Raw genomic sequence first — 15720 nt, forward strand, 5'->3', positions numbered from 1 at the left:
CTAGGTCGGGCGGTTGATTCGCGGAAACGTTCCGTCGCGCGGCGACAAAGGCGCTCGGGCGCAGGCGCGTGCACGTTGTCGGAAGGGACCAGGGTGCGGGTCGCCGGGCCGGCCGTGGCGGGCGCTCGGCGGGCTGGTCGCGGCGGCCCTCTCGAGATCTGCCCACCCATGCTGATCGAGTAGCCCGCGCAGTGGGCGTATCGAGATCCGCCGAGCTCGGACATCGCGTCTGCAGACCAGCCGTGTCGGTGGAGGCGGGTCTCGATACGCCCCTGCGGGGCTACTCGACCAGCATGAAGGCGGACGTGTGCGCCGAACCATGCTGATCGAGTGGGCCGCGCAGCGGGCGTATCGAGATCCACCGCTGCAGAACATCAGCTGCGAAGCCGACTCGTCCGCCATCGGCGATGAGAGGCGCTCCGGGCTGATGTTCCGCATGGTCCGAGGCCCTGGGGCGCCGCGAGGGGCGTGGCTAGGCTCGGTGCATGAGCGAGCCGCAGCTGCCTCCGCCCCCGCCGCCCCGCCGCGAGGACCGGCCGGACTGGCGCCCGCCCATCTCGATGGAGTCGGTGCAGGCGCTGGAGTCGGCCCGGCCGTCGGGGCCGGAGACGCCCTGGACGGCGGCCCGGCAGCGGCGGCCCGTGCGGGTGTGGGACCTCGTGCTGACCATTGCGCTGATCCTCGGCGCCGGCGCCGTGACGCTGCTGCTGTCCTACTTCGGACTGTTCTTCGCGATGGCCAGCGACGCCTGCATGGGCGCGAACGACTGCTCCGGCGACCTCATCGGCTGGGGTGTTCTCGTCGCGGCGGGCGGGGTGTGGGTCCCGTTCCTCGCGGCGATCGCCGTCTCGATCGTGCTGCTCGTGGTGCGGCGCATCGCCTTCTGGGTGCCGGTCACGGGGCTCGCCCTGTCGTTCGGCTGCACGCTCCTCGGCGGCTGGATGGCCTCGACGGGCGCCGGCGGCTGAGGTCGGGTCCGGAGCCACCGCGGGTTGCGCGGCGCTCGGGGATCAGCGGCGTCCCGGGCTCGTCGGAATCGCGAGCCCGGCAGCACCGCCGGCTCAGTAGCTGTCCCAGCCGGGCTCCCAGTCCGGCTCCTCCGGCGGCACCCAGTCGTCCTCCGGCGGGGCGGAGGAGACGGGCGGGCCGGACTTCTCGCCGCCGAAGGACGGACGTGCGCCGGACGAGCGCGCCGTCGTCCGCGCGGCCGGCTGGCGGCGGGCGGGGGCCGGCTCCTGGCTGTCGTCGGGCTCGACGATCTCCGGGGTCTCGCCGGCGACGACCGCGAGCACCGCGGCGCCGTAGGTGATCAGCTTCTTCTGGCCGACGCCGCCGATGACGCTCAGCGCGTCGATCGTCGCCGGCTCGGCCGTCGCGATCTCGCGGAGGGTCGCGTCGTTGAAGACGACGTAGGCCGGGACCGACTGCGCGCGGGCCTGCGCGATGCGCCACTCGCGGAGGCGCTCGAACAGCGGCTGCGCCTCGGCCGAGAGGTCGGAGACGGTGGAGCGGCCGGAGCGCGATGAGCCGCTCGAGCGCGCGGGCCGCTCCGGCTCCTGCCGCAGCTCGACCTTGCGCTCGCCGCTCAGCACCGAGGCCGACTCGGGGGTGAGCACGAGCGTGCCGAAGCCGTCGTCGTTCACGCCGAGCAGGCTCTGCGCGAGGAGCTGGCGCGCGACTCCGCGCCACTGGGTGTCGCTGAGGTCGGCGCCGATCCCCCAGGTCGCGATCGAGTCGTGCTTGTGCTGGGTGGTGCGCGGCGTGGTCTTGCCGCGGAGGATGTCGATGATGTGGCCGGCGCCGAACTGCTGATTGCGCTCGCGCTTCAGCCGTACCACGGTCGAGAGGAACTTCTGCGCGGCGACCGTGCCGTCCCACGAGGCGGGCGGCTCGAGGCAGGTGTCGCAGTTGCCGCAGGGGGTGCTCTCCTGGCCGAAGTAGGCGAGGAGGTTCATCCGACGGCACTGCACCGTCTCGGAGAGTGCGAGCATCGCGTCGAGATGCGCGGACATCCGCCGCCGGTGCGCGAGGTCGCCCGGGGACTCGTCGATCATCCGCCGCTGCTGGACGACGTCCTGGAGGCCGTAGGCGAGCCAGGCGGTGGAGGGGAGGCCGTCGCGGCCCGCGCGGCCCGTCTCCTGGTAGTAGCCCTCGACCGACTTAGGCAGGTCGATGTGCGCGACGAAGCGGACGTCGGGCTTGTCGATGCCCATGCCGAAGGCGATGGTGGCGCAGACGATGACGCCCTCCTCGCGGAGGAAGCGCGACTGCGCGGCGGCGCGCACCCGGGCGTCGAGACCGGCGTGGTAGGCGACCGCGTCGAATCCGGCCGCGCGCAGGGCCTCGGCCGTCGCCTCCACGCTCTTGCGGGAGAGCGCGTAGACGATGCCCGCGTCGTCGGCGTGCTCGCGCTTGAGGAAGTCGATCAGCTGCTTGCGCGGCTCGACCTTGTTGACGATCCGGTACTGGATGTTGGGGCGGTCGAAGCTGGAGATGAAGTGGCGGGCCGCGCCGAGGTGCAGGCGGGTGGTGATCTCGCGGTGGGTGGCCTCGGTGGCGGTGGCCGTCAGGGCGATGCGCGGGACGTCGGGCCAGCGCTCGGCGAGCTCGCCGAGGGCCAGGTAGTCGGGGCGGAAGTCGTGGCCCCACTGGCTCACGCAGTGCGCCTCGTCGATCGCGAACAGCGCGATGCGGCCGCGGGCGAGGAACTGCTTGGTGCCCTCGTTGCCGAGGCGCTCGGGGGCCACGTAGAGGAGGTCGAGCTCGCCGTCGAGGTACGCGCGCTCGACCCGCTGGCGCTCGCCCATGTCCTGGGTGGAGTTGAGGAACTCGGCGCGCACGCCGTTCGCTCGGAGGGCGTCGACCTGGTCCTGCATCAGGGCGATCAGCGGCGAGACGACGACACCGGTGCCCGGGCGGACGATCGAGGGGATCTGGTAGCAGAGCGACTTGCCGCCGCCGGTGGGCATGAGGACGACCGCGTCGCCGCCGCCGATGACCTGCTCGACGATGGCCTGCTGCTCGCCGCGGAACGAGCCGTAGCCGAAGACCCGCTCGAGGATCTCCTGGGCCGCGGCGGAGGACCCGGCCGCGGTGTCCGCGGGCGGGAGCTCGGCGGTCGGGAGGGCGGTCGCGGTGGGCTCTGTCACCCGTGGAACTCTACCCGCCGCCTCCGACGCGGCCCCGGGCGGGCGGCGATCCGTGGACGGTCGGGGCGGGTGCGGGGCTGGGGAGGAGACGTGCTCGCGGCGGGTCGGGAGGGGTCGGCAGGTCGGGCTCGCGGATCGGCCGCCGGCACGTCGGAACGGGCGGATTCCGCGAGCCGGAGTCGGAATCGCGAGCCGGAGGTCGACCGGCACCGCACCACCGACGACTCCGGCACGTGGAATCACGCTCGGCACGCGGAAACCGGGCGGAACAACGAGCCGGAGATGGAATCACGAGCCGAAGGTCGGCGGACACAGCGCCGCGGACGACTCCGGCACGCGGAATGGCGCTCGACACGCGAAAACCGGCCCGAACCACGAGCCGGAGGCGGAATCACGAGCCGGAGGTGGCGGCGGGACGCGACGGAGGTCGGGGGGACGGCGGCGGCGGGGTCAGAGGTCCGTGATGGTCTTGGTGTCGCCGTTCCAGAAGCGGATGCTCGCGAGGCCGACGGGGAAGGGCTCGCCGAGGAGGGGCACGGCCTGGCCGAGCTGCTCGGGGCGGAGGCGGCGGGAGATGCTGATGTGCGGGGTCCAGGCGTCCGGCAGCGAGGTGGGGACCGCGCCCGGCATGAGCTCGGTCGCGCGGGCGTGCAGGGTGTCGAGGGCGGGCGAGCGGACGGCTCCCCAGGCCAGCACGAAGCGGCCGGCGTGCGGGAAGAGGAGGACGGCGCCGAGGTCGACGGTCGCGGGGAGCGGTCCGAGCGCGCCGGGCGGCGGAGGCGTCAGCTCGGGGCCGGCCAGGAGGGTGAGGTGCGGGCGGTTGCTCTCGGAGGTGTGCAGCGCGAGGCTCGGGATGCCGGCCGCCTCGAGCGCCTGCCACTGGCCGCGGATCCGGGCCTCCGACTCCGGATCGAGGAGGACTTCGACGCTGCGCATGCCTCCCATCCTGCCGCGCCGCTCCGCACGCCCACTCCGCACGCCCACTCCTCGAAAGTTGCGGTAGTCGCGTCCGACTACCGCAACTTCTGCGGAGTCGACGCGGCTCGGCTCGGCCGGGTGTCGATCGCACGTCGTGAGAAGCCAAAAGTTGCGGTAGTCGAGAGCGACTACCGCAACTTTTGAGGGGTGGAGGGGTGGAGGGGTGGAGGGGTGGAGGGTGCGGGCGTCGGGGCGTGGGTGTCGGGGCGGGCGTCCGCGCGGGTCGGCGTCAGCCGATCGTGACGAGGGCGGAGAGCAGCTCCGGGGCGCGGCGGTCGAGGATGCGGCCGCCGACGCGGATGCCGAGGAGGGTGAGCGCCGCGCCGAGCACGAGGGCGGCGGCGAGGGCTCCGAGGCCGAAGCCGAGGCTCCCGCCGACCAGCGAGATCGTGCCGAGGATCAGCGAGGGCAGCGACAGGACGACGGTCGCGGTCATGCTGCCGAGGGTCACGACGCTCGAGATCATGCCGGAGCCGGGCGGCGTCTTCAGCGGGCTGTCGCCCGGGGCGGGCACCGGGTAGACGACGAGCGCCGAGGCGATGCTCGAGACGCCGAAGCCGCTGAGCACCAGCGCGAGCGACATGCCGAGGACCGCGGGGATCGCCTCCGGCCGCCCCGCGTACAGCGACGTGCCGACGGTGACGATCAGGACGGCGGGGACCCCGATCAGCGCCGCGGCGAGGACGCGGCCGGCGCGATCGGCCGAGCCGGCGACTCCGGAGCTGACGTGCGCCGACCAGGCGGTGCCGTCGTAGGAGACGTCGGCGCAGAGGGTCACGCCGAAGATCAGGGCGATGAAGATCGACGAGAGGATCACGAGGGTCGAGCCGCCGCCCTGCAGCGCGCTGTAGAAGACGGCCAGCACGACCACCGCGGGGATGACGAGGAGTCCGCGGCTGTAGCGCGGATCGCGCCACCAGTAGCCGAGGGCGCGCGCGGCGATCGCGCCGGTGGGGGTGCCGGGGAAGCGGCCGAGGAGTCCGATGCCCTGCGCACCCGAGGCCGCCTGCGAGGAGGACGCGGCGGGCTCCGCGAGGGCGTGCCGCAGCGCCCGCGCCCAGAGCAGAACGACGGCGGCGAGCGTGGCGACGCCGATCGCGAAGCGGCCGAGGGCGGTCGCCCAGTCTCCCGCGACGATCGCTCCGGGGACTCCCCAGATCGCGCCGAGCGGCGACCAGCCGAGGGCGGACGCGATGACGGGGAGCACATCGAGACCGGCGCTGATGACGTTCGTCAGGCCGATGACGAGCGGTCCGATGAGGATGACGACCACGAGGACGACGCCGCCGATCACCTCGCGGTAGCGGCGGCTCGAGCCGAGGCCCGTGGTCAGCGCGCCGATGAGCCGCGAGGCGACCACGCAGGTCGCGACGCCGATCACGGCGGAGACGAGGCCGGGGAGGATGCCGACCGGGTGGCTCCACCAGGCGGCGGCCGAGGCGAGGGCGCCGAGGGAGGTGACGATCCCCGGGATGCCGGCGATACCGGCGGCGGCGAGGCCGAGCATCAGGGTCCGCAGAGGGATGGGGAAGGTGGCCAGGGTCGCCAGGTCGAGGCTCTGGTCCGTGCCCGACACGAAGATCGGGCCGAGGACCCAGCCCAGCAGCAGCGCCGACCCGCCGAGGATGAGCGCGACGTTCGCGAACTCCGGCTCGGAGGCTCCGAGCGCGACCAGCCCGACGATCACGAGGCCGAGCACGACGACCGCGTAGAGGCCGCCGAAGACGACGCCGATCAGCTGCCAGACGTTGCGGCTGAGCGCGTTGCGCAGCAGCAGCAGGCGCAGCCTCAGGAGATGCGCAACCATGCGGGGCCCTCCTGGTGGGTGCGGCCGCCGACGAGGTCGACGAAGCGCTCCTCGAGGCTGGAGCCGGCGCGGACCTCCTCGAGCGTCCCGGCCGCGAGGACCCGGCCATCGGCGATGACCGCGACGCGGTCGCACATCCGCTCGACGAGGTCCATCGAGTGGCTCGAGACGATGACGGTGCCGCCGGAGGCGACGTAGCCGGTGAGGATGTCGCGGATGTTCGCGGCCGAGACCGGGTCGACGGACTCGAACGGCTCGTCGAGCACCAGCAGCCGCGGGGCGCGGACGAGGGCGCAGGCCAGCGCGATCTTCTTCGTCATGCCGGCGGAGTAGTCGACGACGAGGGTGCGGTCGGCGGGGTCCAGGCCGAGCAGGGCGAGCAGATCGTTCGCGCGCTCGAGGACGGTCGGACGGTCGATGCCGCAGAGCAGGCCGTAGTAGGTGATGAGCTGCAGACCGGTGAGGCGGTCGAAGAGCTTGACGCCGTCGGCGAGGACTCCGATCAGGCGCTTGGCCTCGAGGGTGTCACGCCAGACGTCGACGTCGTGGATGGTGACGGTGCCCGCGTCGGGGCGCAGCAGTGCGGTGGCCATCGAGAGCGTGGTGGTCTTGCCGGCGCCGTTCGGGCCGACGAGGCCGAAGAAGGAGCCGGCCGGCACGTCGAGGTCGATGCCGCCGACGGCCTCCTTGTCGCCGAAGCGCTTGCGGAGGCCGCGGATGCGCAGGGCGATCTCGTCCTGGCGGCGGGTGGCGTCGGGGGCGGCCCAGGCGGGGGCGGGGGGCGCGGTGGTGGTGGCGGTGGTGCCGTCGGTGGATGTGGCGGCGGGGGTGGTGCCGTCGGTGGCTGTGGCGGCGGGGGTGGTGCCGTCCGGGGTGGTGCCGTCGGTCGCAGTGCGGTCGGGGGTGGTGCCGTCGGTCGCGGCGTCGTGCGCGGAGGCGGGGTCGCGGGGCGGGGTGCCCGCCGGCGTGGTCCCGTTCGAACCGTCCATGAGAATCCCTTCGGTGCGTGCGTCCTCGGGGCCGCGGTGGGCGGCCGCTCCTCCACGGTATCGACGGCCGGGCGGACCGGCATCAGTCGCGGGACGGATCGTGCCGAGCAGCCGCGCGGACCACCTCCGGCTCGTCGAATCGCCTTCGGCTCGCGAGAACCAGCGGATTCGACGAGCCGGAGGTGGAATCGCGAGCCGGAGATGAAGGGACGGCAGCTCCGGCACGTGGAAACGACTCCGGCACGCGAGAAACGGCGGATTCGACGAGCCGGAGGCGGAGTCACGAGCCGGAGATGAAGGGACGGCAGCTCCGGCACGTGGAAACGACTCCGGCACGCGAGAAACGGCGGATTCCACGAGCCGGAGACGGAAACGCGAGCCGGAGGTGGAGGGGCGGCAGCTCCGGCACGTCGAAACGACTACGGCTCGCGGGAAACGGTGGAATCGACGAGCCGGAGGGGGAATCGCGAGCCGGAGGTGGGTGGGCGGGGGCGCGGAGGAGGGGTGGAGGGGGCGTGTCTAGGCTGAGCCGCATGCCCACGCTCCTTCTCGTCCGTCACGGGCGCACCACGGCCAACACCGCGGGGATCCTCGCCGGACGCACCGCCGGGGTCCGCCTCGACGACGTCGGCCGCACGCAGGCCGCTCGCACCGGGGAGCGGCTGGCGGCGGTCCCGCTCGCCGCGGTCGTCTCGAGTCCGCTGGAGCGCTGCCGGCAGACGGCGCGGTTCGTGCTCGAGCGGCAGACCGGCACGCCGGCGACTCCGATCGAGAAGGGGATCACCGAGTGCGACTACGGCCAGTGGCAGGGGCGCTCGCTCCGCGACCTGGCGAAGGAGCCGCTGTGGTCGGTCGTGCAGAACCAGCCGTCGGCCGCGGTGTTCCCCGGCGGTGAGGGGCTCGCGGGGATGCAGGGCCGCGCGGTCGCGGCGATCCGGCGGCACGACGCGGCGGTGGCGGAGGAGCACGGGGCGAACGCGGTGTGGGCGGCGGTCAGCCACGGCGACATCATCAAGGCGGTGCTGGCCGACGCGCTCGGGATGCACCTCGATCTCTTCCAGCGGCTGTCGGTGGGGCCGGCGTCCGTGTCGATCATCCGATACGGCGCGGGGCGGCCGGATGTGATCGCGATGAACACGGAGGCGGGCGATCTGGGGTGGCTGCGCGCTCCGGCGCCGACGGAGGCGGAGGCGCCGGTCGGCGGCGGGGCGGGGCACGAGTAACGGGCGCAGAACGTCAGCTGAGAGTGGGGGGCGTCGGCTGTGGGGGGAGGGCGGGGCTTCTCAGCTGAGGTTGTGCGGGGGTGGATCTCGATATGCCCGCGGAGCGGGCTACTCGATCAGCATGACGCGTGGATCTCGGTGCGCCCGGTGCGCGGGGTACTCGATCAGCAGGACGAGGATCGCGTGGATCTCGATACGCCCGCGGAGCGGGCTACTCGATCAGCATGCATGGGGCCCGGGTGGAGCTCGGTGCGGCCGGTGCGCGGGGTGCTCGATCTGCAGGACGAGGATCACGTGGATCTCGATACGCCCGCGGAGCGGGCTACTCGATCAGCATGATCGGGGGGGTCTCGGCGTGACGGGCCCTGCGTGGATCCCGATCGGGGGCGGGGGAGGCGCGCGATCAGGCGCGGGTCAGCCGGGCGCTCGTAGACTGGGAGCATGCCCATCGTGCACGGATTCGACTGGCCCGACCGCGTCGTCGTGGGGACCATCGGCTCCCCCGGCGCCCGCTCCTTCTACCTGCAGGCCCGCACCGGACCGCGCGTGGTCAGCGTCGGACTCGAGAAGCAGCAGTCCGCTCTGCTGGCCGAGAAGATCGACGAGATCCTCGACCAGCTGATGTCCGCCGAGGGCAACCCGGCGAGCGTGCCGCCCGGCACTCCTCCCGAGCTCGTCGACAACGAGCCGCTCGACCAGCCGGTCGCGGCCGAGTTCCGGGTCGGCAGCCTCAGCCTCGGCTGGGACCCGTCGACCGCGCAGGTCGTCATCGAGGCCTACCCCGTGGTCGAGGGCGACGACGAGGACGACCTGAGCATCGACGACTCCCCCGTCCTGCCGGACGAGATGCTGCAGGTGCGCATCCCCGTCGGCACCGCCCGCGCGTTCGCCAAGCGCACGCTCGAGGTCGTCGGCGCCGGCCGCCCGCTCTGCCCGCGCTGCGGCGAGCCGATGGACCCCGACGGGCACGACTGCCCGCTCGCATGACCGACGCGTCCGAGCCGGCCGCCGAGTCCGGGCCGACACGTCCTGCGCCGACCCGGTCCGAGTCGTGGTCCGAGCTGCCCGACACCGGGCTGTCCGACATGGAGCTGTCCGATACGGAGCTGCCCGACGCGGAGCTGCCCGACGACTCCGAGCTGCAGACCGGCGAGCTCGAGCTCACCGGCCGGATCACGGTCGCGTCCAACGCGACCTTCCTCGGCAGCATCGGCGGCACCTCCGTCGTCTACAAGCCGGTCGCCGGCGAGAAGCCGCTCTGGGACTTCCCCGACGGGCAGCTCGCGGGCCGCGAGGTGTCGGCCTACCTCGCCTCCGAGGCGCTGGGCTGGAACGTCGTGCCGCGCACCTGGCTGCGCGAGGGTCCGCTGGGCATCGGGATGGTGCAGCTCTGGCAGGACATCGACCCGGAGCAGGACGCCGTCGACCTGGTGCCCGCCGACGCGGTGCCCGAGGGCTGGCGGCACGTGCTCGACGGCAGTGACGCCGAGGACCGCGACATCTCGCTCGTGCACGAGGACTCGGCGGCGCTGCGGCGGATGGCCGTCTTCGACGTCGTGGTCAACAACGCGGACCGCAAGGGCGGGCACGTGCTCGAGATGCCCGGCGGGCACCGCTACGGCGTCGACCACGGCCTGACCTTCCACGTCGAGCACAAGCTGCGGACCGTGCTCTGGGGCTGGGTCGGCGAGCCGCTGACCGCCGACGAGCTCGCGGCGCTGAAGCGGCTCCGCTCGGCCATCGACGGACCGCTCGGCGCGGCGCTGTCGGAGCTGCTGCTGGACGAGGAGATCGCGACGTTCGCGAAGCGCTGCGACCGCCTCCGCTCCTCCGGCCGCTTCCCCGGGCCCCGCGGCGGCATGCCCGCCGTGCCGTGGCCGCTGTTCTGACCGCGACCGGCGGGCCGAGCGCCCTGGCGACCGGGCGCCGGCCGAGGCCCTAGAAGCCCCAGCCGCGCCCGAACAGCTCGTCGCCGGGCGGTCGCCCGCCGGGGGTCGCGCCGCGCGCACCGAGGTAGGACGACACGACGGCGGCGCCGAGGTCGTCCGCCTCGGGGTTCACGACCGAGCCGCCGACGCGCCGGGCCAGCGAGTCGATGAAGCGGGCGAGCCCCGGATCGTCGCCGAGCCGGAAGAACGTGGTGTGCGCGCCGAGGCGGGTGGAGGCGTCGAGCTCGCGGACCGAGACGGCGACGGTCACCGGGTCCGGCGGGTAGTCGAAGAAGATCTGCCCGTCGGGCTCGAGGTGCGCGGTCGGCTCGCCGTCGGTGACGATCAGCAGCACCGGCTGCGCGTTCGGGTGCTTCCGGAAGTGCCGGTTGGCCAGGAGCAGGGCGTGGTGGAGGTTCGTGCCCTTCTCCCACTCCGCGTCGAGGCCGACGAGCTGCTCGACGTCCATCACCTCGGCCTGGCGGCCGAACGCGATCAGCTGGAGCTCGTCGCCGCGGAACCGGCTCGAGATCAGCGTGTGCAGGGCGAGCGCGGTGCGCTTCATCGGCACCCAGCGGCCGTCCATCGCCATCGAGAACGAGGTGTCGACGAGGAGGGCGACGCAGGCCTGGGTCCGCGCCTCCGTCTCCTGCACCTCGACGTCGCCGATCTCGATCCGGACGCCCTCGCCCGTCTCGCGGCCCTCGCCCGCCGTGCGGGTCAGGGCGTTGGTGAGGGTGCGGGTCACGTCCCACGCCTCGGTGTCGCCGAACTCCCACTGCCGGGTCGCGCCGGAGCGCTCCCCCGCGGCTCCGGCCCGGCGCACGTCGCGCGCGCCCTGCCGGCCCGACATCGTGTCGGCGATGTCGCGCAGCAGCGCCTTGCCGAGCTGGCGCATGGCCTTCGGGGTGAGGGTGAGCGCGCCGTCCGAGCCGCGGCGCAGCGTGCCGGAGTCGCGCAGCGCCTTCTCGAGGCGCTTGAGGGTCTGCGCGTCGACCGCCGCGTCGTCGCCGAGACGCCGGGCGAGCAGGTCGAGATCGAGGTCGTCGAGGTTCGAGCGCTCGTGCGGCTGGGCGAGCTGGTCGGCGAGCGCGTCGAGGTCGGCGAGCTCCTGGAAGACGCCGGTGCCGTCGCCGAGGCCGAGGCCCTGCTCGCCGTCCATCCGCTCGGAGCCGCCCCAGTCCTCGCCGGGGCGCAGGCCGCGCAGGGTCTCGTCGAGCTGCCCGAGCGACTGCATCAGCTCGGGGGTGCCGAAGGCCTGCTGGGCGAGGGCGTCGAGCTCGTCGCGCTGCTGCTGGGTCATCGAGTTGCGCATCCGCTGGGCGGCGGCGGCGCGGGCGGCCAGGGCGTCGATCAGCTCGTCGACGGTCTCGGGCCGCTCGGGGAAGTACTCGCCGTGCTGGGCCATGAAGGCGTCGAACTGCTCGGGTGTGTCCTCGCCTCGGGCGTGCGCCTCGAGGAGCGCGTTGAGGTCGCGCAGCATCGCGTCGATCGCGGCGCGGTCCTCGTCGCTCGCGTTCTGGAGGGCCTGCTTCATCCCCTCGAAGCGCTGCTCGAGCATCTCGGCGCCGAGCAGCTCCTTGATCCTCTCGAAGTCGGCGCGGGCCTCCGGGCTCTGCCAGCGGTAGTCGGACAGCTCGGACACCGCGGCGGCGGGCGAGGGCGGGAGGCTGTCGAGCTGGATCTCGGCGAGGGCGCGGTCGCCGTCGTCCATCTGCGTGTCGCGGGCGAGCTGCTTGCGCTCGGCGAGCACGGCGCGGTCGAGCAGCTCGCGGACCTCGCGGAGGGTGCCGTCGAGGCCGTGCTTCTGCGTCAGCTCGCGGCGGCGCTCGGCGACGCGGGCGGCGAGGCCGTCGAGACCCTGGCCGTCGCGGCCGCCGCGGCGGAGGAACTCGCGCATCGCGCGCTCGGGCGAGGTGCCGGCCATGACGTCCTCGCCGATGGCGTCGAGCGCCTCGGCCAGGTCGACGGGAGGCGCGAGCGGGTCGGGCCCGCCGTCGTAGCGGGAGTAGCGGGCGTCGCGCCCGAGCCGGCGGTTGCCCCTAGGCACGCGCGGGCCCTCCGACGCAGGCCTGCCGTCCGGTGCGCAGCGGCTCAGCCATAGACGGCCTCGCCCCCGCCCGTCTCCTTGCTGAGCTTGCGCGAGAGGTAGAGACCCTCGAGGGCGAGCTCGACGGCGCCCGCGCGGCGGCCGGAGCCGGTGGCGCCGAGCCGCTCGGCGATGTCGTCGTAGAGGGTGGACTCGCCGAGCACGGGCAGCGCGGCGAGGAACTCCTCGGCCGTCACCTGCTCGCCGGTGGTGATCATGGCGCCGTTCTCGACGGCGGTCACGAGCGGCGTGAGGTCGAGCCCGCGCAGGTGCGCGCGGACGGTCTCGGCGGTGGCCTGGCGCAGGAGGTGGTCGAGGATCTCGTCCTCGCGGCCCTCCTCCCCCGACTCGAACTCGATCTTGCCGCCGAGCACGTCGACCGCGGTCTCGAGGTCGATCGGGCGGGCGACCGCCTCCTCCTCCCCGCGCCGGGTGGCCCGGTGCAGGGCGGCGGCGGCGATGGTCTCGGCGCCGGCGATGGCGAAGCGGGCGCTCACGCCGCTGCGCTGGTCGACCGAGGGCGATTCGCGCAGGGCGCGGGTGAAGCGGGCGAGGATCTCGATCAGCGTGTCCGGCACGGTGGCGACGAGGTCGGCCTCCTGGCGGATCACGGCGACCTCGTCGACGAGCGCCGTCGGGTAGTGGGTGCGGATCTCGGCGCCGAAGCGGTCCTTCAGCGGGGTGATGATCCGGCCGCGGTTCGTGTAGTCCTCGGGGTTGGCGCTGGCGACCACGAGGACGTCGAGCGGCAGGCGCAGGACGTAGCCGCGGATCTGGATGTCGCGCTCCTCCATCACGTTGAGCATCGCGACCTGGATGCGCTCGGCGAGGTCGGGCAGCTCGTTGATCGCGACGATGCCGCGGTGGCTGCGCGGGATGAGGCCGAAGTGGATGGTCTCCGGGTCGCCCAGGCTGCGGCCCTCGGCCACCTTCATCGGGTCGACGTCGCCGATGAGGTCGGCGACGCTCGTGTCGGGCGTGGCCAGCTTCTCGACGTAGCGCTCCTCGCGGCTGCGCCAGGCGACGGGCAGCTCGTCGCCGAGCTCCTCCGCGCGGCGGCGGCTGATCGAGGTGATCGGCTCGTAGGGGTGCTCGCCGAGCTCGGAGCCCTCGATGACGGGGGTCCACTCGTCGAGCAGGCCGTTGAGGGTGCGCAGGAGGCGGGTCTTGCCCTGGCCGCGCTCGCCGAGCAGCACGATGTCGTGGCCGGCGATCACCGCCCGCTCGACCTGGGGGATGACGGTGTCCTGGAAGCCGTGCAGGCCGGGCCAGGGGTCGCGGCCCTCGCGGAGGGCGTCGAGGAGGTTGTCGCGGATCTCGGTGCGGAGGGTCTTCTGCGCGTGCCCGGAGGCGCGCAGCTGGCCGAGGGTGCTGATCTGGGGGCGCATCACCTCGTCAACGCTACGCCGCGGGTCCGACATGCGGTGGGGGTGCGCGGGATCCGCGGGGGTGCTAGCGGTGGGGGGCGGGTCTCGATACGCGCCTTCGGGTCTGGGTGGCCGGCGGGGCGCTGCCGATCCATGCTGATCGAGTAGCCCGCGGAGCGGGCGTATCGAGATCCGCCGTTCGTCGGTGGGTGGGTCTCGATACGCCCTCTGCGGGGCTACTCGACCAGCATGAAAGGCGCCGGTTTCTGCCGACGGATCAGCCCGCGCAGCGGCCCTTCATGCTGATCGAGTAGCCCTCGCAGAGGGCGTATCGAGATCCACCCACCGGACGACGGCGGGTCTCGATACGCCCCTTCGGGGCTACTCGACCAGCATGGAAGTGAGAATTCTCGAAGGTCGGGCGGGCAGCCTGAGGGGATGACGCGTCCCGTTCTCCGCTCGACCCTCGTCGGCGCGGCGCTCGCGCTCGGCGCGGGGCTCGCCTCCTGCAGCACGACGCCCGCCGCTCCCGGACCCGATGCGCGCGAGCTGGTCGGGGCGAGCAGCGTCGCGGAGGGGCTCGAGGCGCCGTGGTCCGTCGTGTTCGTCGACGACGGCGCGACCGGCGGGGGCACGGCGCTCGTCAGCGAGCGCGACAGCGGCCGGATCCTGGAGCTCGGCGCGGACGGCGGCGACCGCGAGATCGGCGTGGTCGAGGGCGTGGTCGCCGAGGGTGAGAGCGGACTGCTCGGGCTGGCGGTCGACGGGCGCACCCTCTTCGCGTACTCCACGGGCGCCGACGGCAACCGGATCCAGAGCTTCGCCCTCGAGGGCGGCCCCGGCTCCTACTCGCTCGGAGCTCCCGAGACCGTCCTCGACGGGATCCCCGCGGCGCGCACCCACGACGGCGGCCGGATCGCGATCGGCCCCGATGGGATGCTCTACGCCACCGTCGGCGACGCCGGGCGACGCGAGGCGGCCCAGGACCTCGACGAGCTCTCCGGCAAGATCCTCCGGATGACGCTCGACGGCACCGTCCCCGAGGACAACCCCTACCCGGGTTCGCTGGTCTGGAGCAGCGGTCACCGGAATCCGCAGGGCCTGGCCTGGGCGGAGGACGGCACGCTCTTCGCGAGCGAGTTCGGGCAGGACACCTGGGACGAGCTGAACGTGATCGAGCCGGGTGCGGACTACGGCTGGCCGGAGGTGGAGGGGATCGCGGGTGAGGACGGCTTCGTCGATCCGGTGCAGCAGTGGGAGCCGAGCGCGGCCAGTCCGAGCGGCATGGCCGAGGTGGACGGCGTGCTCTACCTGGCGAATCTGCGCGGCGAGGTGCTGCGCGCGGTGCCCGTCGCGGATCCGTCCGCCTCGACCGACTACGCCGTCGGCGAGCACGGGCGGCTGCGCGACGCGGTGGCGGCGCCGGACGGCAGCCTGTGGTTCGTGACGAGCAACACCGATGGCCGCGGCTCCCCCGGCGCGCAGGACGACCGGATCCTCCGGGTCGAGCCGCCGAGCTGACGCGAAGCGTCCCGCTGCCGTCGAGACGTCCCGGTGCGACGGGACGCCTCGACGGTCCGGGGACGCCTCGCCGGGTCGAGCGGCCGGAGGACGCGGCGGGCGGTGCAGAACATCAGCGGAGAGTGCGGCTCATCGCCGATGAGCGATGAGGAGGCGTCTCAGCTGATGTTCTGCAGCCGTCAGCGGCCCTCGTACTCCGCGTCGGTGATGTGCTCGGCCCAGGCCGTCGTCGCGGACGGGTCGTCGGCGCTCTCGAGGACGGCGAGGTGCTCCATGACGACGCCGGGCGCGGAGGCGTGCCAGTGCTCCTCTCCGGGCGGGGTGCAGAGGGTCTGGCCGGCGTGCACCTCGAGCACTGTGCCGTCGCGGCCGCCGAAGCGGGCGACTCCCTGGGTCACGTGCAGGTACTGCCCGCGGGCGTGCGAGTGCCAGGCGGTGCGGGCGCCGGGAGCGAAGCGCACCCGGGCCATCGTGGTGCGCTGGTCGGCGTCGTGCGGCACGACGATCGTGTCGAGTTAGACATCGCCCGCGAACTGCTCGGGCGGGTTCTTGACGGAGGGGGTCGGCGGTTCGATGGTCATCGGCGTCCTTCTTCCACGACGGCGGGTCGGGGCGGGACGGGCGTCCGTCCCCGACGCCATGCTGGGCCGGGGCGCGCGCAGGAGACAG

At 73.5% G+C, this 15720-nt stretch carries 11 protein-coding genes and 1 pseudogene; 5 read left to right on the plus strand and 7 right to left on the minus strand.

Translation table 11 applies throughout. The annotated features are described in order from the left end of the window. Positions 1-485: 485 nt before the first annotated feature. Positions 486-968, plus strand: coding sequence for a DUF6264 family protein (locus HQQ82_RS09095; RefSeq protein WP_173232701.1), 483 nt, complete (start codon positions 486-488; stop codon positions 966-968). A 93-nt stretch (positions 969-1061) separates the two neighbouring features. On the opposite strand, the gene recQ is transcribed toward HQQ82_RS09095, so the two are convergent. The 4 genes from recQ to HQQ82_RS09115 form a co-directional block, all read right to left on the minus strand. Continuing rightward, positions 1062-3062: a DNA helicase RecQ gene (gene recQ / locus HQQ82_RS09100; RefSeq protein ID WP_367947913.1), complete on the minus strand. Its 2001-nt coding sequence runs from the start codon at positions 3060-3062 to the stop codon at positions 1062-1064. 537 nt (positions 3063-3599) lie between these two features. Further along, positions 3600-4085 (minus strand): 2'-5' RNA ligase family protein, encoded by a 486-nt coding sequence (locus HQQ82_RS09105; RefSeq protein WP_173232703.1) that lies wholly within the window; start codon positions 4083-4085, stop codon positions 3600-3602. A gap of 271 nt (positions 4086-4356) precedes the next feature. Then, positions 4357-5934, minus strand: coding sequence for a transporter (locus HQQ82_RS09110; RefSeq protein WP_173232704.1), 1578 nt, complete (start codon positions 5932-5934; stop codon positions 4357-4359). Then, a complete protein-coding gene (locus HQQ82_RS09115; protein WP_367947914.1) occupies positions 5916-6665 on the minus strand; it encodes an ABC transporter ATP-binding protein in 750 nt (249 codons plus the stop codon). The genes HQQ82_RS09110 and HQQ82_RS09115 overlap by 19 nt, the downstream gene beginning before the upstream one ends. 791 nt (positions 6666-7456) lie before the next feature. Between HQQ82_RS09115 and HQQ82_RS09120 the strand changes: the two genes are divergently transcribed. The 3 genes from HQQ82_RS09120 to HQQ82_RS09130 all read left to right on the plus strand — a co-directional run bounded on the left by HQQ82_RS09120 (position 7457) and on the right by HQQ82_RS09130 (position 10035). After that, the gene (locus HQQ82_RS09120; protein ID WP_173232706.1) at positions 7457-8146 is read left to right on the plus strand and encodes a histidine phosphatase family protein; all 690 of its coding nucleotides are present in this window, start codon (positions 7457-7459) and stop codon (positions 8144-8146) included. A gap of 441 nt (positions 8147-8587) precedes the next feature. After that, on the plus strand, positions 8588-9133 hold the full coding sequence (locus HQQ82_RS09125) for a DUF3090 domain-containing protein (protein WP_173232707.1): 546 nt from the start codon (positions 8588-8590) through the stop codon (positions 9131-9133). 98 nt (positions 9134-9231) lie between these two features. Next, positions 9232-10035 carry an SCO1664 family protein gene (locus tag HQQ82_RS09130; RefSeq protein ID WP_216848488.1) on the plus strand — a complete coding sequence of 268 codons (804 nt, stop codon included), beginning with the start codon at positions 9232-9234 and terminating at the stop codon, positions 10033-10035. A gap of 49 nt (positions 10036-10084) precedes the next feature. Here the strand turns inward: HQQ82_RS09130 and HQQ82_RS09135 are convergent, their stop codons facing one another. Together HQQ82_RS09135 and HQQ82_RS09140 are read right to left on the minus strand one after the other, a co-directional pair. Further along, the gene (locus tag HQQ82_RS09135) at positions 10085-12124 is read right to left on the minus strand and encodes a VWA domain-containing protein (protein WP_173232709.1); all 2040 of its coding nucleotides are present in this window, start codon (positions 12122-12124) and stop codon (positions 10085-10087) included. A gap of 44 nt (positions 12125-12168) precedes the next feature. Next, positions 12169-13551, minus strand: a complete 1383-nt coding sequence (locus HQQ82_RS09140) for a magnesium chelatase (protein ID WP_173232991.1) — start codon at positions 13549-13551, stop codon at positions 12169-12171. A gap of 417 nt (positions 13552-13968) precedes the next feature. On the opposite strand from HQQ82_RS09140, the gene HQQ82_RS09145 reads away from it, so the two are divergent. Then, the gene (locus HQQ82_RS09145) at positions 13969-15051 is read left to right on the plus strand and encodes a sorbosone dehydrogenase family protein (protein ID WP_173232710.1); all 1083 of its coding nucleotides are present in this window, start codon (positions 13969-13971) and stop codon (positions 15049-15051) included. 179 nt (positions 15052-15230) lie between these two features. On the opposite strand, the pseudogene HQQ82_RS09150 reads toward HQQ82_RS09145, so the two are convergent. Further along, a pseudogene (locus HQQ82_RS09150) lies at positions 15231-15632 on the minus strand (cupin domain-containing protein). Positions 15633-15720 lie beyond the last annotated feature (88 nt).

This window comes from Rathayibacter sp. VKM Ac-2856 (genome assembly GCF_013205055.1).
Lineage (GTDB): Bacteria > Actinomycetota > Actinomycetes > Actinomycetales > Microbacteriaceae > Rathayibacter.

Excerpts from the sequence above, each read along its gene's own strand:
- HQQ82_RS09125 (WP_173232707.1), top strand. The coding sequence starts at position 8,588 with ATGCCCATCGTGCACGGATTCGACTGGCCCGACCGCGTCGTCGTGGGG.
- HQQ82_RS09095 (WP_173232701.1), top strand. The coding sequence starts at position 486 with ATGAGCGAGCCGCAGCTGCCTCCGCCCCCGCCGCCCCGCCGCGAGGAC.
- HQQ82_RS09140 (WP_173232991.1), bottom strand. The coding sequence starts at position 13,551 with ATGCGCCCCCAGATCAGCACCCTCGGCCAGCTGCGCGCCTCCGGGCAC.
- HQQ82_RS09105 (WP_173232703.1), bottom strand. The coding sequence starts at position 4,085 with ATGCGCAGCGTCGAAGTCCTCCTCGATCCGGAGTCGGAGGCCCGGATC.
- HQQ82_RS09110 (WP_173232704.1), bottom strand. The coding sequence starts at position 5,934 with ATGGTTGCGCATCTCCTGAGGCTGCGCCTGCTGCTGCTGCGCAACGCG.
- HQQ82_RS09120 (WP_173232706.1), top strand. The coding sequence starts at position 7,457 with ATGCCCACGCTCCTTCTCGTCCGTCACGGGCGCACCACGGCCAACACC.
- HQQ82_RS09145 (WP_173232710.1), top strand. The coding sequence starts at position 13,969 with ATGACGCGTCCCGTTCTCCGCTCGACCCTCGTCGGCGCGGCGCTCGCG.
- HQQ82_RS09130 (WP_216848488.1), top strand. The coding sequence starts at position 9,232 with ATGGAGCTGTCCGATACGGAGCTGCCCGACGCGGAGCTGCCCGACGAC.